This is a genomic window from Nostoc cf. commune SO-36 (genome assembly GCF_023734775.1).
GTDB lineage: Bacteria > Cyanobacteriota > Cyanobacteriia > Cyanobacteriales > Nostocaceae > Nostoc > Nostoc commune_A.
Map to the genome: position 1 here is coordinate 3663602 of NZ_AP025732.1, position 21564 is coordinate 3685165.

Annotated in this window: 16 protein-coding genes and 4 pseudogenes; 9 read left to right on the top strand and 11 right to left on the bottom strand. The window is 42.5% G+C overall.

Annotated elements, in window-relative coordinates; genetic code table 11:
• Position 1: 1 nt before the first annotated feature.
• The 5 genes and pseudogenes from ANSO36C_RS16460 to ffh form a co-directional block, all read right to left on the bottom strand.
• Positions 2-406: a ChuX/HutX family heme-like substrate-binding protein gene (locus ANSO36C_RS16460; protein ID WP_251955407.1), complete on the bottom strand. Its 405-nt coding sequence runs from the start codon at positions 404-406 to the stop codon at positions 2-4.
• Positions 407-491: 85 nt separating this feature from the next.
• Positions 492-1446 (bottom strand): annotated as a pseudogene (locus ANSO36C_RS16465) (PhoH family protein).
• Positions 1447-1798: 352 nt separating this feature from the next.
• A pseudogene (locus ANSO36C_RS16470) lies at positions 1799-2234 on the bottom strand (KH domain-containing protein).
• Positions 2197-2457, bottom strand: a complete 261-nt coding sequence (rpsP, locus tag ANSO36C_RS16475; RefSeq protein ID WP_251955408.1) for a 30S ribosomal protein S16 — start codon at positions 2455-2457, stop codon at positions 2197-2199. The pseudogene ANSO36C_RS16470 and the gene rpsP overlap by 38 nt, the downstream one beginning before the upstream one ends.
• A 123-nt stretch (positions 2458-2580) precedes the next feature.
• Positions 2581-4047 carry a signal recognition particle protein gene (gene ffh / locus ANSO36C_RS16480; protein WP_251955409.1) on the bottom strand — a complete coding sequence of 489 codons (1467 nt, stop codon included), beginning with the start codon at positions 4045-4047 and terminating at the stop codon, positions 2581-2583.
• Between the two features lie 347 nt (positions 4048-4394).
• Between ffh and ANSO36C_RS16485 the strand changes: the two genes are divergently transcribed.
• From ANSO36C_RS16485 to ANSO36C_RS16495, 3 genes are all read left to right on the top strand, one after another.
• Positions 4395-4901 carry a DUF1993 domain-containing protein gene (locus ANSO36C_RS16485; protein ID WP_251955410.1) on the top strand — a complete coding sequence of 169 codons (507 nt, stop codon included), beginning with the start codon at positions 4395-4397 and terminating at the stop codon, positions 4899-4901.
• Positions 4902-5123: 222 nt separating this feature from the next.
• A complete protein-coding gene (locus tag ANSO36C_RS16490) occupies positions 5124-5492 on the top strand; it encodes a thioredoxin domain-containing protein (protein ID WP_251955411.1) in 369 nt (122 codons plus the stop codon).
• The gene (locus ANSO36C_RS16495; RefSeq protein WP_251955412.1) at positions 5428-5766 is read left to right on the top strand and encodes a DsbA family protein; all 339 of its coding nucleotides are present in this window, start codon (positions 5428-5430) and stop codon (positions 5764-5766) included. Before ANSO36C_RS16490 ends, ANSO36C_RS16495 begins: the two co-directional genes overlap by 65 nt.
• Here the strand turns inward: ANSO36C_RS16495 and ANSO36C_RS16500 are convergent.
• Together ANSO36C_RS16500 and ANSO36C_RS16505 are read right to left on the bottom strand one after the other, a co-directional pair.
• Positions 5755-6354 (bottom strand): response regulator transcription factor, encoded by a 600-nt coding sequence (locus tag ANSO36C_RS16500; protein WP_251955413.1) that lies wholly within the window; start codon positions 6352-6354, stop codon positions 5755-5757. The two genes, ANSO36C_RS16495 and ANSO36C_RS16500, sit on opposite strands and share 12 nt — an antisense overlap.
• 66 nt (positions 6355-6420) lie before the next feature.
• Positions 6421-7524 (bottom strand): sensor histidine kinase, encoded by a 1104-nt coding sequence (locus ANSO36C_RS16505; RefSeq protein WP_251955414.1) that lies wholly within the window; start codon positions 7522-7524, stop codon positions 6421-6423.
• Positions 7525-7798: 274 nt separating this feature from the next.
• Here ANSO36C_RS16505 and ANSO36C_RS16510 point away from each other — a divergent pair, with 274 nt between their 5' ends.
• The 6 genes from ANSO36C_RS16510 to ANSO36C_RS16535 all read left to right on the top strand — a co-directional run bounded on the left by ANSO36C_RS16510 (position 7799) and on the right by ANSO36C_RS16535 (position 14204).
• Positions 7799-8080: a TrkA C-terminal domain-containing protein gene (locus tag ANSO36C_RS16510; RefSeq protein ID WP_251955415.1), complete on the top strand. Its 282-nt coding sequence runs from the start codon at positions 7799-7801 to the stop codon at positions 8078-8080.
• 27 nt (positions 8081-8107) lie between these two features.
• The gene (kdpA, locus tag ANSO36C_RS16515) at positions 8108-9793 is read left to right on the top strand and encodes a potassium-transporting ATPase subunit KdpA (RefSeq protein WP_251955416.1); all 1686 of its coding nucleotides are present in this window, start codon (positions 8108-8110) and stop codon (positions 9791-9793) included.
• Positions 9794-10002: 209 nt separating this feature from the next.
• Entirely contained in the window at positions 10003-12072 is a 2070-nt protein-coding gene (kdpB, locus tag ANSO36C_RS16520) for a potassium-transporting ATPase subunit KdpB (RefSeq protein WP_251955417.1), read from the top strand.
• A gap of 67 nt (positions 12073-12139) precedes the next feature.
• Positions 12140-12361, top strand: coding sequence for a potassium-transporting ATPase subunit F (locus ANSO36C_RS16525; RefSeq protein WP_251955418.1), 222 nt, complete (start codon positions 12140-12142; stop codon positions 12359-12361).
• A complete protein-coding gene (gene kdpC, locus ANSO36C_RS16530) occupies positions 12361-12942 on the top strand; it encodes a K(+)-transporting ATPase subunit C (protein ID WP_251955419.1) in 582 nt (193 codons plus the stop codon). The genes ANSO36C_RS16525 and kdpC overlap by 1 nt, the downstream gene beginning before the upstream one ends.
• A 140-nt stretch (positions 12943-13082) precedes the next feature.
• On the top strand, positions 13083-14204 hold the full coding sequence (locus tag ANSO36C_RS16535) for a sensor protein KdpD (RefSeq protein ID WP_251955420.1): 1122 nt from the start codon (positions 13083-13085) through the stop codon (positions 14202-14204).
• Between the two features lie 56 nt (positions 14205-14260).
• Here ANSO36C_RS16535 and ANSO36C_RS34275 read toward each other — a convergent pair.
• From ANSO36C_RS34275 to ANSO36C_RS16560, 4 genes and pseudogenes are all read right to left on the bottom strand, one after another.
• A pseudogene (locus ANSO36C_RS34275) lies at positions 14261-16143 on the bottom strand (ABC transporter ATP-binding protein).
• A gap of 425 nt (positions 16144-16568) precedes the next feature.
• Complete coding sequence (locus ANSO36C_RS16550; RefSeq protein ID WP_251955421.1) at positions 16569-18338, bottom strand: PAS domain-containing sensor histidine kinase; 1770 nt, start codon at positions 18336-18338, stop codon at positions 16569-16571.
• A gap of 64 nt (positions 18339-18402) precedes the next feature.
• A pseudogene (locus ANSO36C_RS16555) lies at positions 18403-21037 on the bottom strand (sensor histidine kinase).
• A 2-nt stretch (positions 21038-21039) separates the two neighbouring features.
• On the bottom strand, positions 21040-21228 hold the full coding sequence (locus ANSO36C_RS16560) for a hypothetical protein (protein ID WP_251955422.1): 189 nt from the start codon (positions 21226-21228) through the stop codon (positions 21040-21042).
• Positions 21229-21564 lie beyond the last annotated feature (336 nt).

Sequence of the window (21564 nt, forward strand, 5' to 3'; positions counted from 1 at the left end):
ATTAAATTTCTGCTGGTAAAGGTTGCCAAATATCTCCATAACGATCCCGTAAAGCTTGCCAAGCTTCTACTTGACCTGGTTCATATTCTCCCGGTTTACCCCATTGCAAAAATAGGCTTAAAGCCGATTCTTGTTTATCATCTAAAAACCGAATAGCATAGGTTGTAAAATTACCTCTCTTCGCTTCACCTGTTTCAAACTTGACCTGAATAATTTTATCCATATTCAAGTGAAACTCAAAACCTTCGGTGTGCATATTTGCGTATTTACCTTTGGGCAATTCTGCATAAAATAGCTTTTCAATTTTGCCCCGCGCTTCTAATACAGCAGCACTACTAGTAACAATTAAACGCAAAGTTCCTAGAGTTTCGCAAGCTGCTAAAAATTCTTTCAATGTTGTGGTCATTTGTCATTTGTCCTTTGTCATTTGTTATTTGTCCTTTGTCATTTGTCCTTCATCGTTTATTAGTTTTTTTACTAATGACCAATGACTATTGTTCATATCGTTCATAAGCAGCAACAATGCGCTGAACTAGAGGATGGCGCACGACATCTTTTTGGGAAAATTCGCAAAAGGCGATGCCTTCAACGTGTTTTAAAATTTGTAAAGCTACCCCTAAACCCGATTGTTGGTGAAGTGGTAAATCAGTTTGTGTCATGTCGCCTGTAATTACCATCCGCGAACGGAAGCCCAAACGAGTCAAAACCATTTTCATCTGAGCGGGTGTAGTATTTTGAGCTTCATCTACAATTACAAAAGCGTTATTGAGGGTGCGTCCCCGCATATAGGCAAGTGGTGCGACTTCAATTACACCGCGTTCCATTAAACTGGGTACTTTTTCGGGGTCGATGAATTCATAAATAGCATCGTAAAGTGGGCGAAGATAAGGATTAACTTTCTGCTGTAAGTCTCCAGGCAAAAAACCGAGTTTTTCACCAGCTTCGACGGCGGGACGAGTTAAAATTAGCTTTTCAACTTGATTGGCAAGGAGTGCTTGCACGGCGACAACAACGGCGAGATAAGTCTTGCCAGTACCAGCAGGGCCAATCCCAAAGGTCAGATCGCGTTGACGGAGTGCGTCGATATATTGACGCTGGCGGAAGGTTTTGGCACGAACTTCTTCACCCCGGCGATCTTTTGGCGAGGATATCTCGCTGTAAATCTTGTAGTTCCCCTTGCCGATCGCTATCTATAGCTTGACGGGCTGTTAAAATATCGGCACTGGAGATAGTATTGCCTTTAATCCAGAGGTCTTCAAGCGATCGCACTAATCGAGAAGCCAGATCAATTTGCCCTTCGGTGCCAGAAATCACTAATTCCTGTCCGCGTAAGACTAAAGTGGCTCCTGTTTGCCGAGATAGGAATTTGAGATTTTCTTCTCCATCTCCGGCAAGAGCGATCGCACTGGGAATATTCGGCAGCTGAATTGTGAAAGCACCTGCCATAGTATTTCTTAATTGGTGAGGATCTGTGTTTGACAAAGCTTAATTTTTTCTCGCTAACGGCGAAATTATGTTTTTATTACTTACATTTTGAAAAATATTTGCAACAAATTAATTGTCCGTAGGGGCGTACAGTTTGCCCTCATCCCTTAACCCCTTCTCCCATGTTGGGAGAAGGGGAACTGGAAAATTTACTCTCCTCTCCCATGTTGGGAGAGGGGCTGGGGGTGAGGGCATAGCCCCTACTAGTGAAGAATTCAAAAAAAGATTTAAAAATCTTTTGCTACTTTCCATTTTTACAAAAATTCTGAGCGGAGGTAACAACAACCGCTCAGATTTGCTCTCTAGTTTCAACCTAGCGGAGACGCGGTTTAACAATGGGTTTAGGCCCATCATTTGCACGCGGTTCTCTCTTAGTCGGCGGTGGCGATTCGCTCTTCTGTGTCTTCATCAAAAGACATACCCTCGCGGCCTGGAGTGGTGCTGCCGTAGATATCCAGGTATGCTGATTGCCCAGCTGCGGCTGCGGCTGCGGCAATTACTGTACGAATCGCCTGAATATTGCGTCCCCCTCGACCAAACACTTTTCCTTTATCTGTGCTTTCAAAGGCGATGCGAACCCAAACCCGATTAAGGGCCTGAGAAATTTCACAATCGACGCTTAATGTCTCTGGAGATTCCAAAAACGGATGCACTAAAAACCGAACCAGCCCAGCATAGTTAGGGCTAGCTGTTGGGAGTTTTGTTCCGAAATTATGATGCGGCTGTTGCACTGACCTGTTCAAAAACATTAGCTTTTACTAGAATGCGACGGACGGTGTCAGTGGGTTGAGCGCCTTGTTGTAGTCGCTTGACGATAGCGGGAACGTCTAATCGCACTTCATCAGTTCTGGGGTTATAAAAACCCAATTCTTCTAGGGGACGGCCATCACGGCGAGCGAGGTTGTTAATGGCGATAATGCGGTAACTTGCTTCCCGTTTTTTACCGAATCGCTTCAAGCGCAGTTTGATCATGATTGAAGAATCTATTCTCCTAATTGGTTAAGTATGCCGAAATGCTAATTTTAGCACTCGTCTAGCATTTGGTGCTATTAGTCATTGGTCATTAGTGATTAGCAAATTACCAATGCCCCATAACTAAAGATTGCCAAAGCCTTTTTTCTTTTTATCTTTGGGTTTTTTCTTTTTCGTACCTGGCGCACCATCATAACCCCGCCATCCTGGGGCAGGGGGACGATTGCCAGCACCTGCAAAGGCGTTACCCATACCGCCACCGCCACCAAACATTCCTGGCATTCCAGGGAAGCCGCCTTGACCCATTTGCTGCATGAGCGATCGCATTTTTTGGAAATCACCCACCAATTTCGTCACATCTGATTCTCTATAACCGGAGCCAGCAGCAATCCGCCGCCGCCGACTGGGAGAACTGGCTAATAAATCGGGGTCGTGGCGTTCTTGGCGAGTCATGGAGTTAATCATCGCCTCACAGCGCTTCAGTTGGGTTTCTCCCTGTTTGAGTTGATCGTCTGAGAGCTTGTTCATCCCTGGAATCATCTTGATCAAGCCTCCCAGAGAACCCATGTTCTTCAGCATCCGCAACTGCTTGAGAAAGTCAGTAAAGTCAAACTTTGCTGACAAAATTTTCTCTTGCATTTTCTCAGCATCTGCTAAGTCAAACTCTTCTTGGGCTTTTTCTACCAGGGTCAGCACATCGCCCATTCCCAAAATCCGCGATGCCATGCGATCGGGATAAAACGGTTGTAGTGCCTCGACTTTTTCACCCACGCCCACAAACTTAATCGGCGCTCCCGAAATCTTTCGCACTGACAGCGCTGCACCACCTCGGCTATCACCATCTAATTTGGTGAGAATCGCCCCAGTAATGCCGATTTGTTCGTGGAAGGTGCGAGTCAGATTTGCTGCCTCTTGACCAGTCATCGCGTCCACCACCAACAGAGTTTCATGGGGTTGGACTGTTGCTTTGATGCGGGCTAATTCCGCCATCATATCTTCGTCAATTTGTAGGCGTCCGGCAGTATCAATAATTACTGTGTTGACACCTTCTGCTCTGGCGCGTTCTACACCTTGTCGGGCAATTTCTACAGGATCTGCGTCGCTTCCTAGTTCAAATACTGGTACGTCAATCTGCTTACCCAACGTTAGTAACTGGTCGATCGCGGCTGGGCGATATACGTCTGTCGCCACCAACAAACAGCTACGCTCTAATTTTCTCAGATGTAAGGCTAACTTAGCCGTAGCTGTGGTTTTACCAGTACCTTGCAACCCAGCCATGAGAATAATAGTAGGCTGTTCTTGGGCTTCTGCGATGGGAACATTCTCTTCCCCCATCACCTGTACCAGTTCATCGTGAACAATTTTGATGAACTGTTGGTCAGGTCGCACTCCGGCAACCACCTCGGCACCCTGTGCTTTGGTTTCAACTTCGCTAATAAAATCTTTGACTACCTGGAGATTGACATCTGCTTCCAACAGGGCGCGGCGCACTTCGCGCAATGCATCTTGAATGTTGGATTGAGAAATTTTGTCCTGTCCCCGCAGTTTTTTCCAGGCGGATTCTAAACGGTCAGATAATGCATCAAACATAATGTAATTACAGGTAGTTCGCCAATGGGGAATTCTAAACCGCCGATGAATGCGATTTGGAATTTCCGCTAAAGTTTTAACGTGCTATCTACCAGCTTAGTATTTTTCATCGCGACTGTAGCAACCAGATACGGATTGATAAAGAGGCAGAGGGGCAAAGGCGAAGGTGGGTTTCCCTCTGGGCATAAGGGGCGGGGTATGGAATTTTCCCTCCCCCTCTTCATGGCGATCGCGCGTTTATGTGTAGCGCTTATTCGATGCGATAGATTTAGACTGAGCGAATCGCACCAATGATCTCGACAAGACCCCAACTATACAAAGATAGAACTTTTTCTGGAGAAATATCAATGATCATTTCAATGTATCAAGCTTCAGTACCAGTGTTTATCCACACACTGCATAACCTTGTAGGTATTCTTGAAAAAGGTGCTACATACGCAGAAACCAAAAAAATAGATCAGTATGTGTTGCTCAATAGTCGTCTATTCCCAGATATGTTTCCATTGTCAAAACAAGTACAAATTGCCTCTGATATAGCAAAGAGAGGTGCCGCACAATTAGCAGGGGCAGAAGCACCCAAGTTTGAGGACAATGAAACTACATTGCCCGAACTTGTTGACCGCGTTCAGAAAACTATCTCTTATTTAGACACATTAAAACCCGAACAAATAGATGGTTCGGAAGATAAAACAATTACCATTACGCAGGGTGACAAGAGCCTATCTTTTGAAGGAATGCCATTTCTCCTATATTTTGTTTTGCCAAACGTTTATTTTCATGTCACAACAACCTATGACATTCTTAGACACTGCGGTGTAGAGCTTGGCAAAAAAGACTTCCTAGGCAAGCGTTAACGTATCGCGGAAGTCCCGACCTTCAATGTACTCATAAGGTGGAGATTGTGAGCACTTCGACAAGCTCAGTTTTATTTTATAAAAAACCGTTTAAGCAAGTTGGAGTAACACTATGCACTTATAGAATAGCGGGGATCGGGGACTCTAATGATTGAATATTGGCTACTGCTGCGATCGCTAGTTCGTAATAATATTATGAATTAGGTAGCTACGGTAGCCAAGATGTTGCAGCGAATCAAAGTATACTCCTACTCGATATACCACTCGTCAAATTCATATATTGGTATTGCTCTTGCCGAAAAAGCATTGCACGGTTTACCTGTTGATATTGAACGACGACCAATTTATATACCCAAGGAGCGCGGGATAAAGGTAGCCGATCTACAAGGAAGAAGTGAAAGCGCCCTGTTATCGTCGTATCACAAAGAAGATTGTTTGCGGTGGGCGAAAAAGTACGGCATTGAAATTCGGCTCAAAGAACTTGAAGAATTTGGTAGGTGGGTCAAGCGTTGGGAGAAAATGAAGTTTGGTCGAACTTCCCGCGAGAGCCTATTACGCAGCTTGTGGAACTGGGAAGGAGCATCTGCTTGATGCCGCGTTCTTTCGAGCGACGTATATCGACCTTCTTGATGTTAACGATGAGTCTGTGATTAGGAAAGTTGCAAATGATGCTGGGTTGAATGGCGATCGCATTCTTGAATTAATCCACGGCGAAGCAGCAAAACTTGCAGCAGTGGCAGCCTTAGCTGAATACGAGCAGTTTGGCTGTCCCGGAGTCCCGACTTGGGTAGTGGGAGGCGAGAGATTTTGGGGAAAAGATCGCGTTGATTGGGTTGTTGAAAAGGTAAAGCAATTATCTTATTAAACTTTTTTGTAGAGCAACAACAACAGCTTGAGTGCGATCGCGCACTTCTAATTTTTGCAAAATCGCATGAACATGAACCCTCACAGTCCCAGGTGTGATGTAGAGTGCCAAAGCAATTTCTTGATTAGTTTTTCCAGCTGCCAGCAGTGATAAAATTTCTTGTTCGCGTTGGGTTAGGGGGTTGGAAAGTTTTGAGATATTTTCTGAGTTAGGTTCGCCAGGATCAGATGCAAAAGTAGAACGAATTTCTTTGGTTGCAGTTTCATCCCACCAAGATGCCCCAGCAGCGACAGAACGAAGTGCCAGCACTAATTTTTCTGCTGCCACTCCTTTGAGGCAGTAGCCTTGAGCGCCTGCTTCAATTAATCGGGCAATTAGAGACTTTTGGGAATGGGAAGTCAAAACTAAAACTGGTAACTGAGGATTTTGCTGCTTAATTTGGCGACAGGCTTCTATTCCGCCAATTCCTGGCAATCCCACATCTAGTAGCACTACATCGAAAGATTTTTGGTTAATTAACTCAATAGCTGTTTCTCCATCTTCGGCCTCAGCAATAATCTCTAAGCCAGTTTCTTGTTGCAATCGCACCTGCAAACCTAAACGAAAGAGTTCATCATCTTCTACTAGGAGAATTTGATTGGGTTAGATGGCATCTCACACAGTAAGAGAAGATTGAGACGGGTAAACGGGAAGCTTGAAAGCGAACATCGCCCCAAAAGGTACTCTGTTCTCTGCCCAAATTATACCGCCGTGGGCTGCAATAATTTGCCGAGATAGATAAAGCCCTAATCCAGAGCCTTTGGCTTGGCGTTGGCTATGTCCCTGGTAAAATCGTTCAAATAAATGGGAGAATTGTTCAGGCACAATACCTGCACCCGTATCCAAAATTTTCACTACTTGATAAGAAGCTTGCGGTTCTAATACTATTTCCACACGCTCACCGCGCCGAGAATGGTTGATAGCATTAACTAAAAGATTGGTAAAAACTCGTTGAAGTTGCAAAGCATCACCTTTAACCCATAGCGATCGCCGCCAATCAGATTCACCATAGTTAAGTGAAAGATAAACGCGACGGCTAGCTGCTAACTCCGAGAGAGTGCTAGCAGCTTCTTCTGCCAAAATAGCCAAATCTACAGGTGCTAAGTTAAGTTTTAAGCCTTCTGTATCATTGCGATAGATATCTAACAAAGTTTCTAGCAGTTGTAGGGAAGTTTGATGACTACGCGTCATTGTAGATAAAACTTTTTGCTGTGCCGATGAGACAGCACCAAATTTTTCTTGCTCAAAGGCTTTGAGAGTTTCAATTGCTCCCAGCAATGGAGTTTTGAGATCGTGGGTGAGAGTAGAAGCAAAATCTTCACGCACTCTAGACAATTCCTCTTGAGCTTCTAGCTTGGCACGAGTCAGGGCGATCGCTTCTTCCGAACGACGTAGGCGATCGCTCAAAACACCTGTGACAATCAATGCGATCGCTGCGATCGCTCTACTGGCGATCGTAGAAGCCTTCATGACTTCGCCACCTGGCATTACAAGATTCAGCATGGTTAGGCACACTGCAACGAAGGTAGCTTGAAAAGTGCCACGTCTCCCTAACCAGGAGTTTGCTAATAAAATCGGCCCTGTGTAGAGATAGCCAAACACATATTCAGTAGGTGTAGAGTACTCCAGAATTAATGCAACTACAAATAGACCTGCAATTAGCAAAGATTTGCCTAAAGGCGATTCTTTATGAAGTAATCTAACTTTGAAATCTACCATTTAAGGCATGATGGTTAATTTTTTATTATTTTAACTAAAAATCATATTTACCTAAATAGATTATACCAGATTATTAACCAATCAATGAAGCGTTTACCTAAAAATAAACGTCCTAAACGCTTAATGTATATTGCTCAATAAACACAATGAATAAAAAATAAACGCTGTTTTATACCATTCTATTACTTGTTTTAGCTCATATAGTTAATTATATTAATTAGTAACAAGTAGAGAACATTGTTCCTATTGTTATCTTAAATTGCAAAAATGCATTATGGCATTAGGTTTAATAAGTGTAAAAATTCTGAGCAACAGCTGCTATTGTGGCAAAGCTTTAACTAGCTTATCGTTGCCAGAAAGTTGCATAGTTCTCGGCATTTTTAGAAATAATCAAGTTATCCTAGCAAGTGCTGAACCCATAATTTGGTATGGAGATTATATACTAGCTATTGCTTTCAATTCAGCCTCAGTTCCCATGCTCAATTTTGTTCTTAACAAAAAGCATCCAGTTCACTATTTACCCAAAGAGTGTTTCATTAAAAATTCGACAATATAAAAATGTATCAGGAGCTTTTTTAAATTCATGTTACAAGGATGGATACAAATTGCTTTGACATTACTGATAGTCATAGCAACTACTCCCTTACTGGGAAAATATATAGCTCGTGTTTTCATGGGAGAAAAAACACTCCTTGATGCGCTAATGAATCCCCTAGAAAAAGCTATTTATGCCTTTAGTGGTATACGTCCCCAAGAAGAAATGACAGGTTGGCAATATGCCAAAGCTGTACTGTATAGCAATCTCGTCATGGGGATTTTAGTTTATTTAATCTTGATGCTGCAAGGATGGTTGCCGCTAAATCCTACAAATTTAGGTGCGCCAAGTTGGGATTTAGCACTACATACTGCTATTTCTTTTGTCACTAACACCAATCAACAGCATTATTCTGGTGAAACAACTTATACCTATGCCAGTCAAACTTTCGCCCTTGGGTTCTTGATGTTTACTTCAGCGGCGACTGGTTTAGCAGTAGGAATTGCCTTTATTCGTGGTTTAACTGGTAGACCATTAGGCAACTTTTACAGCGATTTGGTTAAGTCAATCACGCGAATTTTGTTACCCATATCTGTGATTGGTGGCTTGTTATTAATCTTAGCGGGTGTGCCAGAAACTTTGGCAGGCCCAGCCACAGCAACCACCTTAGAAGGTGCAACTCAAGTAATTGCCCGTGGCCCGGTTGCCCACTTTGAAATTATTAAACAATTAGGAGAAAACGGTGGTGGCTTCTTTGGGATAAACTCAGCCCATCCTTTTGAAAATCCCAACGGCTTTACGAACTTATTAGAAATGTGGGCAATGATTTCTATTCCCACAGCCCTGATTTACACTTACGGCATATTTGCTAATAACCGTAAACAAGCATGGCTAGTGTTTTGGATGGTCTTCGTCATCTTTGTCTTTTTAATAGGTGTTGCCGCAGTAGGCGAATTTCAAGGAAATCCCCTTGTTAACTCAATATTAAGAGAACAGCAACCCAACTTAGAAGGCAAAGAAGTACGATTTGGATGGGCACAAACAGCACTTTGGGCAGTCATTACCACAGCAACTATGTGTGGTGCTGTTAATGGTATGCACGATTCCTTAATGCCTCCAGGTGGATTTGCGACTCTCTTTAATATGTTTTTGCAAATTATTTGGGGAGGTCAAGGAACTGGCACAGCTTACCTATTTGTCTATCTAATTTTGGCGGTGTTCCTGACTGGGTTAATGGTGGGACGGACACCAGAATTTTTAGGACGCAAAATCGAGAAATCAGAAATTGTCCTAGCCAGCGTTGTCTTATTAGTTCACCCCTTTGCTATTCTCATTCCTTGGGCTATTACCTTCGGTTTTCCCGATACCCTTTCAGGTATTAGTAACCCAGGTTTTCATGGTGTTTCCCAGGTAGTTTACGAATACGCTTCCGCCGCAGCGAATAACGGTTCTGGCTTTGAAGGATTAAACGATAACACTCTGTGGTGGAACCTCAGCACCAGTGTCAGTATTTTGGCAGGGCGTTATATCGCAATTATTGCACTGTTACTTTTGGCGGATAGTATGTCCCGCAAGCAACCTGTTCCTATGACCACCGGTACTCTCAGAACTGACACTGGACTTTTCACAGGAGTTACAAGCGGAGTGATTTTAATTCTTGGCGCTCTTACCTTCCTTCCCGCACTTGTTTTAGGCCCCATAGCAGAAGCGTTTCTGATTGCCAGAGGTGGATGAAGAGAGCAGGGGGAGAATTTTGGAAGTTGGTAAATCATCCCGCAACTATGCAACGCGAAATATTTTCTTGTTTGCGCCTGTGCCTAATTTTTTTAAATTTAGGACTTACGCAAAATATCTCTCAAACTCTGATTTCTCCGTGTCCTCTGCGCCTCTGTGGTTCGTTATTCCGTAACTCGTGCGTAAGTCCTAAAATTAATTAATCAACAATGACACCATCTACAAAACTGCGACAAGAACGCAAACATACAACCAAAGCCAAATCAGCCGGACTTTACAAACGTGCATTTCAGCAAGCATTTGTCAAGCTGCATCCGCGCAATATGCTGAAAAATCCAGTGATGTTTGTAGTTTGGTTGGGTACGATCATCACAGCACTGGTAACAATTGCACCAAACTTATTTGGCCCAACACCTGGTGACAATCCCAGATTATTCAATGGTTTAATTACCCTGATTCTGTTCTTAACCGTTGTCTTTGCCAACTTTGCTGAAGCTGTAGCTGAAGGACGAGGCAAAGCTCAAGCAGATGCCTTGCGATCGGCAAAATCCGATGCTAAAGCCAAAAAACTCCTTGCTGATGGTTCCACCCAAGAGGTTAGTTCTACAGCCTTACGTCGTGGCGACCAAATCAAGGTAATTGCTGGAGATATTATCCCTGCTGACGGGGAAGTGATTAAAGGCATTGCCTCTGTAGATGAATCTGCTATTACAGGAGAATCAGCACCAGTATTGAAAGAACCAGGGTCAGATATTGCTAGTTCCGTAACTGGAGGAACGCGTATCAACTCTGATGAACTGATAATTCGGGTCACTTCTGACCCTGGAGAAAGCTTTCTTGACCGCATGATTAGTTTAGTAGAAGGAGCTTCTCGCAGCAAAACACCCAATGAAATCGCCTTGACGGTTTTGTTGGCAGTTCTTACCCAGGTGTTCTTGGTTGTGATTGCCACTTTACCTACAGTGTCAGTCTACGTCAACTCACCTATTAGTATTGCCGTACTCATAGCCTTACTTGTGGCACTGATTCCTACCACTATTGGTGGATTACTAAGTGCTATTGGGATTGCTGGGATGGATAGAGTTGCCCAGTTTAATGTAATTGCGACTTCTGGACGGGCGGTTGAAGCCTGCGGGGATATCAACACCTTGATATTGGACAAAACAGGTACGATTACTTTGGGAAACCGTTTGGCAGAGGAATTTATTCCCGTTAACGGTCATTCTATGGAGAAGGTAGCAAAGGTTGCTCTAGAATCAAGCATATTTGATGAAACTCCAGAAGGAAAATCTATTGTCAAACTGGCGGAAAAATTAGGGGCAAGATTAGATTTTGACCCCAAACAAGCAGAAGGTATTGAATTTTCTGCCAAAACGCGGATGAGTGGCACTGATTTACCCAACGAGGTGCAAATTCGTAAAGGTGCAGTGGACGCGATTAAAGGATTTGTGCGATCGCGTAATGGAAAATTAACCCCTGAACTTGATACCACTTTTGAACGAATTTCTCGATTAGGTGGTACTCCATTAGCACTTTGTAAAAATGATGAAATCTTTGGTGTAATTTATCTCAAAGACATCATTAAACCGGGTATTCGAGAACGTTTTGATCAAATGCGGCGAATGGGAATTAAAACCATTATGCTGACCGGAGATAACCGTATTACTGCATCTGTGATTGCCGAAGAAGCAGGAGTTGATGACTTTATTGCCGAGGCTACACCTGAAGACAAAATTGAGGTGATTCGGACAGAACAAGCCCAAGGAAAACTCGTAGCCATGACTGGGGATGGTACTAATGATGCCCCAGCTTTAGCTCAAGCAAATGTAGGTGTGGCAATGAATACAGGTACTCAAGCGGCAAAAGAAGCTGCTAATATGGTAGACCTTGATTCTGATCCTACTAAGTTAATTGATATCGTCACGATTGGTAAACAATTACTGATTACCCGTGGCGCACTCACCACTTTTTCTCTTGCTAACGATATTGCCAAGTATTTTGCCATTCTTCCGGCAATATTTGCGGGTATTGGTGTTGGCACTCTCAATATTATGGATTTGGCAAGTACCCAATCTGCGGTTTTATCAGCTTTGATTTATAACGCCTTAGTGATTCCAGCGCTTATTCCATTAGCACTGGCTGGGGTTAAATTTCGACCATTAACCGCAGATCAACTTTTGCAACGCAATATCTTTATCTATGGACTTGGTGGTGTTGTGATTCCTTTCATTGCCATCAAAATAATCGATCTTTTGATTGTGTCCATAGGTCTAGCTTAGTCCAAAACTCTGCGTTACTTTGCGTTTACCTCTGCGTCCCTTTGCGTTTCAATTCACTATTGTAATTATGAACAATGTATTTCACTTTATTGGCGAAAAACCAAATCGCATTCCTTTATCTCTATTTTTACTGCTTTGCTTGAATGTACTTCTAGCACCAGCAGTACAAGCCGCAACACCGTTCGCAATATCACGTTCTGCATCTTATGCTATTGCCCTTTTAGGACTCATGACTTTGAGTGTGAGTATTTATTTATTTGTAGTCATTTTTCAACCGGAGAAATTCTAATGAGCCAACTCAGTAAAGCTGTTCGTTCTACTTTAGCTTTGTGGTTACTAACAGCCTTCCTCTATCCTTTATTCATGCTACTTTGTGGACAGATAGCATTGTCTTTTCAGGCTAACGGTAGCTTAATCACTAACAGTCAAGGTACAGTTGTAGGCTCTGCCTTAATTGGTCAACCTTTTAATAGCGATCGCTATTTCTGGAGTCGCCCCAGCACTGTAAAATACAGCATAAGCCCAGAAGTTACAAAAACCGGGATATCAGGAGCTAGCAACCTTGCACCCAGCAATCCTGAACTACTCAAACGCATTCAAGTGGAAGTAGCACGACTGAAACAAGCCAATATACAACCAACTGCTGATTTAGTTTATACTTCTGGCTCCGGTTTAGATCCCCACATCAGTATTGCAGCAGCCCAAGCACAGGTGCGGCGTATTGCCAGCACCCGTAATTTGAATCCAGCCCAAATTCAAACTCTAGTATCTCAAAACATCGATGGCAGATTCTTGGGAATTTTTGGTGAACCTGGAATCAATGTTTTGCAGCTAAATATGGCTTTGGATGCTTTACAGCCTGCAAGTTAACTTCTTGAGAGAGCCAATCAAAAAAGCGATTAATTGCTCTGATTACAGTCCCAATAAACGATTAACTCAAAAAAAGTAACCCTGTCATTCTCTCCCAGCTTTCTAAATTAACTATTGCCAATTTACCTAATATCTTGTTAATGATTCATTCTCATAACCCATCTCCCGATAGTTCTTATATTCGTCCTCACCGACGTGGGAAACATAAGATTTTTATTGGTATGGCTCCCGGTGTCGGCAAAACTTACAAAATGCTAGAAGAAGCACATCAACTCAAACAAGATGGAATTGATGTAGTCATCGGTATCGTAGAAACTCATGGGCGCAAAGATACGGCAATGAAAGCTGCTGGAATAGAGGTAGTTTCCCAAAAAGCCTGCATCCATCAGAACGTCACTTTACAGGAAATGGATACAGACGCAATTTTGCAACGCTCTCCCCAATTGGTTCTAGTGGATGAACTTGCTCATACTAACGTTCCTGGTTCTCAACGAGAAAAGCGCTATCAGAACGTGGAAGTAATTTTGTCTGCTGGAATTGATGTTTACTCCACTGTCAATATTCAGCATTTGGAAAGCTTAAACGACTTAGTGGCAAGAATTACAGGTGTGGTGGTGCGAGAGCGCATTCCTGATTATCTACTTGATGAAGCTGATGCTGTGGTTGTCATTGATGTTACTCCAGAAACTCTAGAAGAGCGCTTACGAGAAGGGAAAATTTATGCTCCTGAAAAAATCGAGCAATCCCTGAAAAACTTCTTTCAGCGTCGTAATCTCATTGCTTTAAGGGAACTAGCATTAAGAGAAGTAGCAGATACTGTTGAAGAAGAAGCAAACACTTCCAGCTTAGTAGGACAAACTTGCAATGTTCACGAACGAGTTTTAGTATGTGTATCTACTTATCCTGATTCAGTGCAGTTGCTACGTCGAGGCGCACGCATTGCCAATTATATGAATGCACGACTATATACTGTGTTCGTAGCACGTCCCAAACGTTTCCTCACCAAAGAAGAGAGTTTGCATATCGATACATGCGAAAAATTATGTCGAGAGTTTGGTGGCGAGTTTTTACACTTCAAGAGCCAAAATATCGCCAATAAAATTGCTCAAGTTGCAGTAGATTATCACATTACTCAAATTATCATTGGTGAGAGCCAGCAGTCTTCATGGAAAAGATGGCTCAAAGGTTCTTTCACACAAAGATTGATGGAGTTAATTAGGCATCAAAAAATAGATTTACATATTATTGCTACCGAGAAATGATTTAATCACTACATCTATAGACTTAAGTATTATAAATCGTCATCTGAGAGTTCCTATCAAGCTTTCAAATGACGACTTCGCACACGTTCAGGCTACCAGTAGGAATTGCAGCAATTAATTTTTGTGTGTATTCCTCTTTGGGTTCTAGGTAAATACTTTCGGCTGTGCCTTCTTCAACAATTTGACCGCGATTCATGACTAAAATGCGATCGCTCATAAATTTAACTACACTTAAGTCGTGAGAAATAAAAATATAAGTTAGCTGAAAGTCTGACTGTAATTCTTTGAGAAGATTTAATACCTGCGCCTGTACGGAAACATCCAGTGCTGAAACTGATTCATCACAGATGATAAACTTAGGATTTAATGCCAAAGAACGGGCTATGCAAATCCGTTGGCGTTGACCACCAGAAAACTGATGGGGATAGCGGTTAATTGCATCTGCACTCAACCCCACTCGTTCCAAAAGTTCAATTACTCGTTGGCGTCGTTGTTGCTTGGTCTTACCAACAGCATGAATTAACAATGGTTCCATCACCGCGTCCCCAACCTTCATTCGTGGATCGAGGGAACTGAAAGGATTTTGAAAGACTATTTGCATTTCTCGCCGCAGTTTTTGCAACGCTTCTCCTTTGAGGTTGGTAATATCTTGTTTCTCAAAGATAATTTGACCACTCATCGGTTCAATTAATCGCAACAAGGTTCTGCCAAGGGTGGTTTTACCGCAACCAGATTCTCCCACTAAACCTAGTGTTTCCCCTGGTTTAACATCAAAGGAAACGCCATTAACTGCCATAGTGTAGCGTTTTGTACCACCAAACGCCCCGCGTACTGCAAAACCAACTTTCAGGTTGCGGATTTGCAGCAGGGGTTCCTTTTGATCGAAGTTTGCTAATCTTGCAGCAGTCTCTTCCGTGGTGACTTCTGTGGGATGTGCGGGTTCTTTAGGCTGAATTACGACTTGTCCCGTTGCTGTCTCTTCTACACTCATGTAGTCAGAAACGGTAAGTAATTTTTGAGGACGGCGGTTAAGTGTCGGGCGACAGGCTATCAAACCTTTAGTATATGGATGCTGGGGAGTGCTGAAAATTTGTTCAGAAGTACCAGATTCGACAACTTTGCCTTTGTACATCACCGCTACTTGGTCAGCAATTTCTGAAATTAGCCCTAAGTCGTGGGTGATGAAAATCATTGCCATGTCACGGCTTTGTTGTAGTTCTCGCAGTAACTCCAAAATAGTTGCTTGCACCGTCACATCCAAGGCTGTGGTTGGTTCATCGGCAATTAAGATTAATGGATTGCAAGAAATTGCCATTGCAATCATCACCCGTTGCAACTGACCCCCAGAAAGTTGATGAGGGTAGCGTTTCAGCATGGCTTCTTTGTATTCTTTAACCAACCGTGGCAACTTTAATGGATCTAGTTTTGCTGAATTGCTGTTGGTTTGATGCCAAGTTTCGATACACTGCTTCTGTATTTCCTCATCGCTAGGTAGAAGCTTTACCTCTTGCAAACCTGCGATCGCAATTTGTCGTGCTTGGGATGCTGACACATTTTGATGCCGCATAATCGCTTCTGTTAGCTGAAACCCAATGTCATAAACTGGATTGAGCGAACTCATCGGTTCTTGAAAAATCATGGCGATGTCGCCACCCCGGTGTAACTGCATTTGCTCAGGAGGCAATTTTACCAAATCGATGGGGTTGGCATTCTCCTGTGGACGAAACCAGATTTCACCGCCAGTAACTATACCCGGAGTCTGCAACAAACCCATCACTGCTAGGGCTGTAACTGATTTACCACTCCCCGATTCTCCTACTATTCCGAGAGTTTCACCTCGATGCAGCCCGAAGGAAATACCATCCAAAGCTCTGACAGTGTTGCCATCACTGGGAAATTCAACTTGTAAATTGCGAACCTCTAGGACAGTTTCTCTCATAGGAGTTGGGTGTGAATCTTAACTGAAAATTATTTGGATTTTAACAATAGTTTTGATGTATATGTAGGTAAATTTGGTTTTTACACTCCTTGGCAGTTTTTCAGTACTTATACCATTTCTTTGTAAGGCTGCGCCAAATTTCCTTTCTTCCTTTGTGTCCTTTGCGCCCTTTGCGGTTCGTTTTTTTCCTTATACTTAAGTTTTAATATGGTTTAGCGCATCTTCATACAGAATTGGTATTAGACCTGAACTATAATTTACATCACATACTTCCACAATATACACGCATTTGCGATGTAGAACTGCTTTTCAAAAGGTCTGAGTTCGTAAGAATTTAACTACTTAATGGGTAATAGACATCTCCGAAAATGAATGTAGAGACGTAGCAGTGCTACGTCTCTACAAGGATTCTGGATAACGCATATTTAATTTCTGGAGATGTCTAATGTAAACCAGAAGGTTGCCCCTGCATCCAATGAACTATTCACACCAATTTCACCACCGTGAGCATTGATGATTTGCTTACATAGGTACAACCCCAATCCTAAACTTACAGAATTGCGAATACTTGCACCCCGAAAGTAAAGGTCAAAAAGCCGAGCGCTTTGTTCTGGACTAATTCCCACGCCGTTATCACTAACAGTACAATAAATGTTGTCATCCTTACGGATAGCGTTGATGATCAACAGCAATCCAGGGGGATTATGTTTCAAAGCGTTAACAATTAAGTTAGAAAAAACTCGCCATAGTTGGGTAGGATCAGCATCCACCAATGGTAAATCTGCGGATACCAGATTTGTCAGCTTGGCCTGATTTTGTGCTAGCAATGGCTCTAAATCAGCGATCGCCGCTTGGACAACTGTCAGTAATTGTACTGGCTGACGTTGTAAAGCAATACCTTGCAATTCGCTGACATGAGCTTCCATCAATGAATTAATTAAATTAAGTTGGCGATCGCTACTTTGAATCATCCGCTCTAAAATTGAGCGGGAAACCGCAATATTTTCCTCTGAACGGGCAAGCAAATTCTTCAGCACCATTAAAGTACCCAGCACTGGGTTGCGTAAGTCGTGGGAAACTGCATGGAAAAATATTCGTAATTCTTCTTCAGTTTGCTTGCGCTGGGTAATGTCTTCAATTAGACCTTCGTAATAAAGTAGTTTTCCTTGTTCATCACGCACTGCATAAGCTTTTTCCGAAATCCAGACAATACTCCCGTCTCGGCGATAAATTTGAGATTCAAACTCCGAAATACTGCCATACTTTTCCATCAGACGCACAAATTCTGCGCGGCGGTTCGGATCAACGTACAGTTGCTCAATATCAGTGAAATTTACTGTCACCTCCTCTACCAAGGAGTAACCATAAATACGTGCTAATGCCGGATTTGCTGTAATGTAACGTCCATCGGGACTGCTTTGAAAAATTCCTTCAACGGCGTTTTCAAAAATGCTACGATATTTCGCTTCGGCAACCTTGAGTTTTTGATACGCAGATTCCACTTCTTGACGGGCGTAAAACTCAGAACGTTGCAGGCGATCGTATAGATAAACACCGATATTACATATAATACAAAACCAAAAAATGTATAAAATGAACGTTATATTATATATTTCTGGGTGATCGGGGATTGGTGTTTTTAGTCCGAGTGCCGTATTCACACCAAAATAATAAATCAGTACACTCGCTTGAGTCAGTAAGTGAAGAATCCAGCAGACGGGCATCAACACAGCTTGACTCAAGAACAGCAGCGACCAACCGATGGTATCGGGTAGTGCGAAACCTGTAAGAGTTGCAAACAACTGCGATCCTAAACTAATTGACCAAGAAGACCCTAAAAATAATAAATCTGGACGATGACGACCTAATTTGGTTTTATGCAAGGCAAACCAGACTAGTACACTCAAAAGCATTGCAATATTAATTACAAGGCGTTGAGTTCTAATTACGTCTGGCAGCTTCTGCAACTCATGAAAAGGGAAAAATAAGCCGTAAATGTCTCGTAAAGTAAAAGACAACAGACAGATCAGCGCCAGCCATAACCATAAACGCAATCTCTGCCACAAAAAACGGTTACGCCAATCTTTGTAAAGAGTAGCGATTTTGTCTGCTGTTGGTGCAGAAAAGGTTCTTCTCCACCAGCTTTGTGCTGTTGTAAATGGAGTAGCTATTAGCATTCGAGCAACTTTGCCCATACCGTCGAGGGTGTTTCCCTAACTCAACATTGCTATCAATAACACCCTCTCATTTTTTGGTCAGTTATGGGCAATTTTTTCCGGATGAAGTTGCTACAGGTAGTGTAAACCAGAAAGTTAACCCACGCTTGCGGTTACTGATCACACCGATTTCGCCGCCATGTGCCTTAATAACTTTCCGACAAAGATACATTTTTAAGCCAATGCTTGTGGAACAGCAATCTTGAGGATCGCGGACATGGAGATCGAAAATGCGATCGCACTCTACTTTACTCATTGCCACACCGTCATCTTGAATCTGAGTGCGAATCATTCCCGCCTCAACTGTAGCACTCAGAGTAAAATTTAACCCTGGTGGATTATTTTGTAAGCTATGTGCGATTAGATTTGTCAAAACTTTCTGCAACCAAGTTTCATCCGCCATCACTAACGGTAAATCTGCGGGAACTAGGTTCTTCAGAGTCGCTTGATTTTGTGTGAGGATTGGTTCTAAATGGGCAAATATTTCTCTCAGTAGGGCGCTAAATTGTACAGGTTCGGGTTTGATATCAATACCCTGTTGTTCACAGGAATTAATTTCTAGCAATGAGTTAATCATCGTTAGTTGGCGATCGTTTGCCTTGAATCATCCGCTCGATAATTGAGCCAGATACTGGGATTGGGGATTGCGAATTGGGGATTGGGGATTGGGCATGGGAAAAAGGAAGAGGGGAAAGACTTGCTGTAATTTTCCCCCTGCTCCCCTGCTCCTCTGCTCCCCTGCTCCCCTGCCCCACTCCCTGATTTAACAAATTCTTTAACACCATCAAGTTACCCATCACCGAAGTTCGTAAATCGTGGGCAACTGTATGCAAAACTACATCTTTGACGCGATGTAATTTTTCAACTTCTTGCATTTTCTGCTGCAACTGCGCTGTTCGTTCTTGTACTTGGTGTTCTAAATTAGCGTTGAGTTCTGCTAGTTTTTGGCATATTTGGCTTTGCTGAATGGCGATCGCTACTTGTTCTGACATCTGCTGTAACAAATCAATTTCTATTGGCTGCCATTGACGCGAACCTGAGCATTGATTGGCAATTAACGCCCCAAATAATTCGTCACCTAGCATAATTGGTACAGCCAAGGTAGCCTTCGTTTGGAATTTTTCACAGTGTGCTTTGACTTTCGCAGATACTGTTATTTGCCTTATGTCTTCAACGACACGCACAAGATTATCTTTTAGTAAATTCCGCAATTCTTGGAGATAATCTTCATCATTAGTAGACCAACCTGAGACTGATGGGTATTTGGGATCTACTGATTCGGCAAGAGTTCTGACTCCTAAATTGGCATTATTTAAACCAATGAAAACTCGATCTGTTTGTAAAAAGTGCCTGACTTCCGTTACGGTGGTTTGGAGAATTTGCTCTAAGTCAAGGGAAGAGCGAATTCGCACTAAGGTTTCTGCCAACAAGCGATCGCGTTGGGCTGATAGGCGAAATTGCGCTTCTACCTGTTTGCGTTCTGTAATGTCGTGATGCACCGCTAGGATGGAAGGTACACCATCCAAATCAATCACTTCGGCTGAAAGCAGCGTTGTAATTATCTCACCAGACTTTTGCCGAAATTCAACTTCTAAGTTTCGAGCGACTCCTGTAGTTTGCAACTCCTGCACTAAGTTTTGGCGATCACGATCGTCTACCCAAAGATTTAACTCAAAAGAAGTTTTACCAATCGCCTCATCTCGCTCATAACCAGAGAGTTTCACAAAACTGTCGTTAACTTCGATAAAGCGTCCTTCGTGCAGCGTACTAATAGTAATTGAATCGGGGCTACAACTAAAAGCTTTAGCAAATTTTTGGGCCAGATTTTGTAAGGCTACCTCTGCTTGTTTGCGTTCTGTAATATCTCGGACAATTGCTAGTACCTCATCTTGACCACTCACTACCAACCGTGCTTCATAATCTCTGACTCCCAAAGGAGTTGTTAGTTTATATTCACAAGTTTGCAAAGTTCCAGAATCTAAAGTTTTAGCCATTGCTTCCAGGCTAATTGCTGCAACATCACTAGGCAATAACTCATGCACATATTTTCCAACTATTTCTTCTCTTAAAAGAGTGACATTTGCTCCCTCACTTTTCAAATCTAGATACTCGCCATCACGACTGATGCGAAACATCAAATCGGGGATAGCATCCAAAATGGCTTTATACCGCGCCTCACTCTCTTGCAACTTTTCTTGAGCTTCTTTTCGGTCTGTAATATCTATGACTAAGCCATTCCAAAGCAAATCGCCTGCTTCTTGTAATTCTGGTTGCGAAGTACCTTGAATCCACTTAAGTTTGCCACTTGGCGTAATGATCCGACCTTCCCAATGCCAAGGTGTAAGATTGGTGCTACAAACAGCAATAGATTCTGCAAAAGCTTTTATATCATTTGGATGAATCAGTTTGCGTAGCACCTGAAAGTCTGCCTGTATAGCCTCTGGTTCTAATTCATACAAATATTTACAACCAGAACTAACATAAGGGATAAACACAGAACCATCCCGCCGTTGCAGAATTTGGAAAATCATCCCCGATAAATTAGCAGCAATTGTTTCCAACAGAGTGATATTCCCTGGTGGAAAATCTGGTTTATGTAGTGATTTTACGATTTCATCCACTCTTCGACCCTTTGATATATAAGCAATTGACATAATATTCAAGGCAATCATAGCCATTATCAGAGATTTTCGGCTGTCGGCACGATCACTAACAGCAGAAAAAGCAGCTCTACTTTCAGAGTAGTTGTGGATGCTGCGATCGCATTCACCCAATCGGGTGAACCAGTTGCCAAAGAGGGAATCAATAATATAATAATTGGCAGCGTGTGCGATCGCTCGATATAATTAACCCCAAAGAATTTGATCAACAGCTAAGAATTACTGCAAGCAACGACTGATTTATATAATCCATTGGCAAGATTTGAAACGTAACTAACTCATGATGTCATCGACCACGGGGCGGGGCGATCGCTAACTTGTGTTTAGGCTGAAACATCACTTGCGCTGCGGATGTTTTCGGCAAATGATTTGACGATCAAAATATCAGATATATACAAATCTCAGTAATTAACATATACATTCTCCGCAAATATGAAGAGTATGCAAAGATTTTGCTGAAAAGATAGACATATAAGTAAATATTCGGTATTTAGTGATTATTGGGTTATTTAGATGTTTCCTGTTTTCTCGCTAGACATTGTGAG

What these genes read in the sequence shown, in the direction of transcription:
- ANSO36C_RS16460 (WP_251955407.1), bottom strand. Translation starts at nt 406, where the DNA reads ATGACCACAACATTGAAAGAATTTTTAGCAGCTTGCGAAACTCTAGGA.
- rpsP (WP_251955408.1), bottom strand. Translation starts at nt 2,457, where the DNA reads ATGATCAAACTGCGCTTGAAGCGATTCGGTAAAAAACGGGAAGCAAGT.
- ffh (WP_251955409.1), bottom strand. Translation starts at nt 4,047, where the DNA reads ATGTTTGATGCATTATCTGACCGTTTAGAATCCGCCTGGAAAAAACTG.
- ANSO36C_RS16485 (WP_251955410.1), top strand. Translation starts at nt 4,395, where the DNA reads ATGATCATTTCAATGTATCAAGCTTCAGTACCAGTGTTTATCCACACA.
- ANSO36C_RS16490 (WP_251955411.1), top strand. Translation starts at nt 5,124, where the DNA reads ATGTTGCAGCGAATCAAAGTATACTCCTACTCGATATACCACTCGTCA.
- ANSO36C_RS16505 (WP_251955414.1), bottom strand. Translation starts at nt 7,524, where the DNA reads ATGGTAGATTTCAAAGTTAGATTACTTCATAAAGAATCGCCTTTAGGC.
- ANSO36C_RS16510 (WP_251955415.1), top strand. Translation starts at nt 7,799, where the DNA reads ATGGCATTAGGTTTAATAAGTGTAAAAATTCTGAGCAACAGCTGCTAT.
- kdpA (WP_251955416.1), top strand. Translation starts at nt 8,108, where the DNA reads ATGTTACAAGGATGGATACAAATTGCTTTGACATTACTGATAGTCATA.
- kdpB (WP_251955417.1), top strand. Translation starts at nt 10,003, where the DNA reads ATGACACCATCTACAAAACTGCGACAAGAACGCAAACATACAACCAAA.
- ANSO36C_RS16525 (WP_251955418.1), top strand. Translation starts at nt 12,140, where the DNA reads ATGAACAATGTATTTCACTTTATTGGCGAAAAACCAAATCGCATTCCT.
- kdpC (WP_251955419.1), top strand. Translation starts at nt 12,361, where the DNA reads ATGAGCCAACTCAGTAAAGCTGTTCGTTCTACTTTAGCTTTGTGGTTA.
- ANSO36C_RS16535 (WP_251955420.1), top strand. Translation starts at nt 13,083, where the DNA reads ATGATTCATTCTCATAACCCATCTCCCGATAGTTCTTATATTCGTCCT.
- ANSO36C_RS16550 (WP_251955421.1), bottom strand. Translation starts at nt 18,338, where the DNA reads ATGGGCAAAGTTGCTCGAATGCTAATAGCTACTCCATTTACAACAGCA.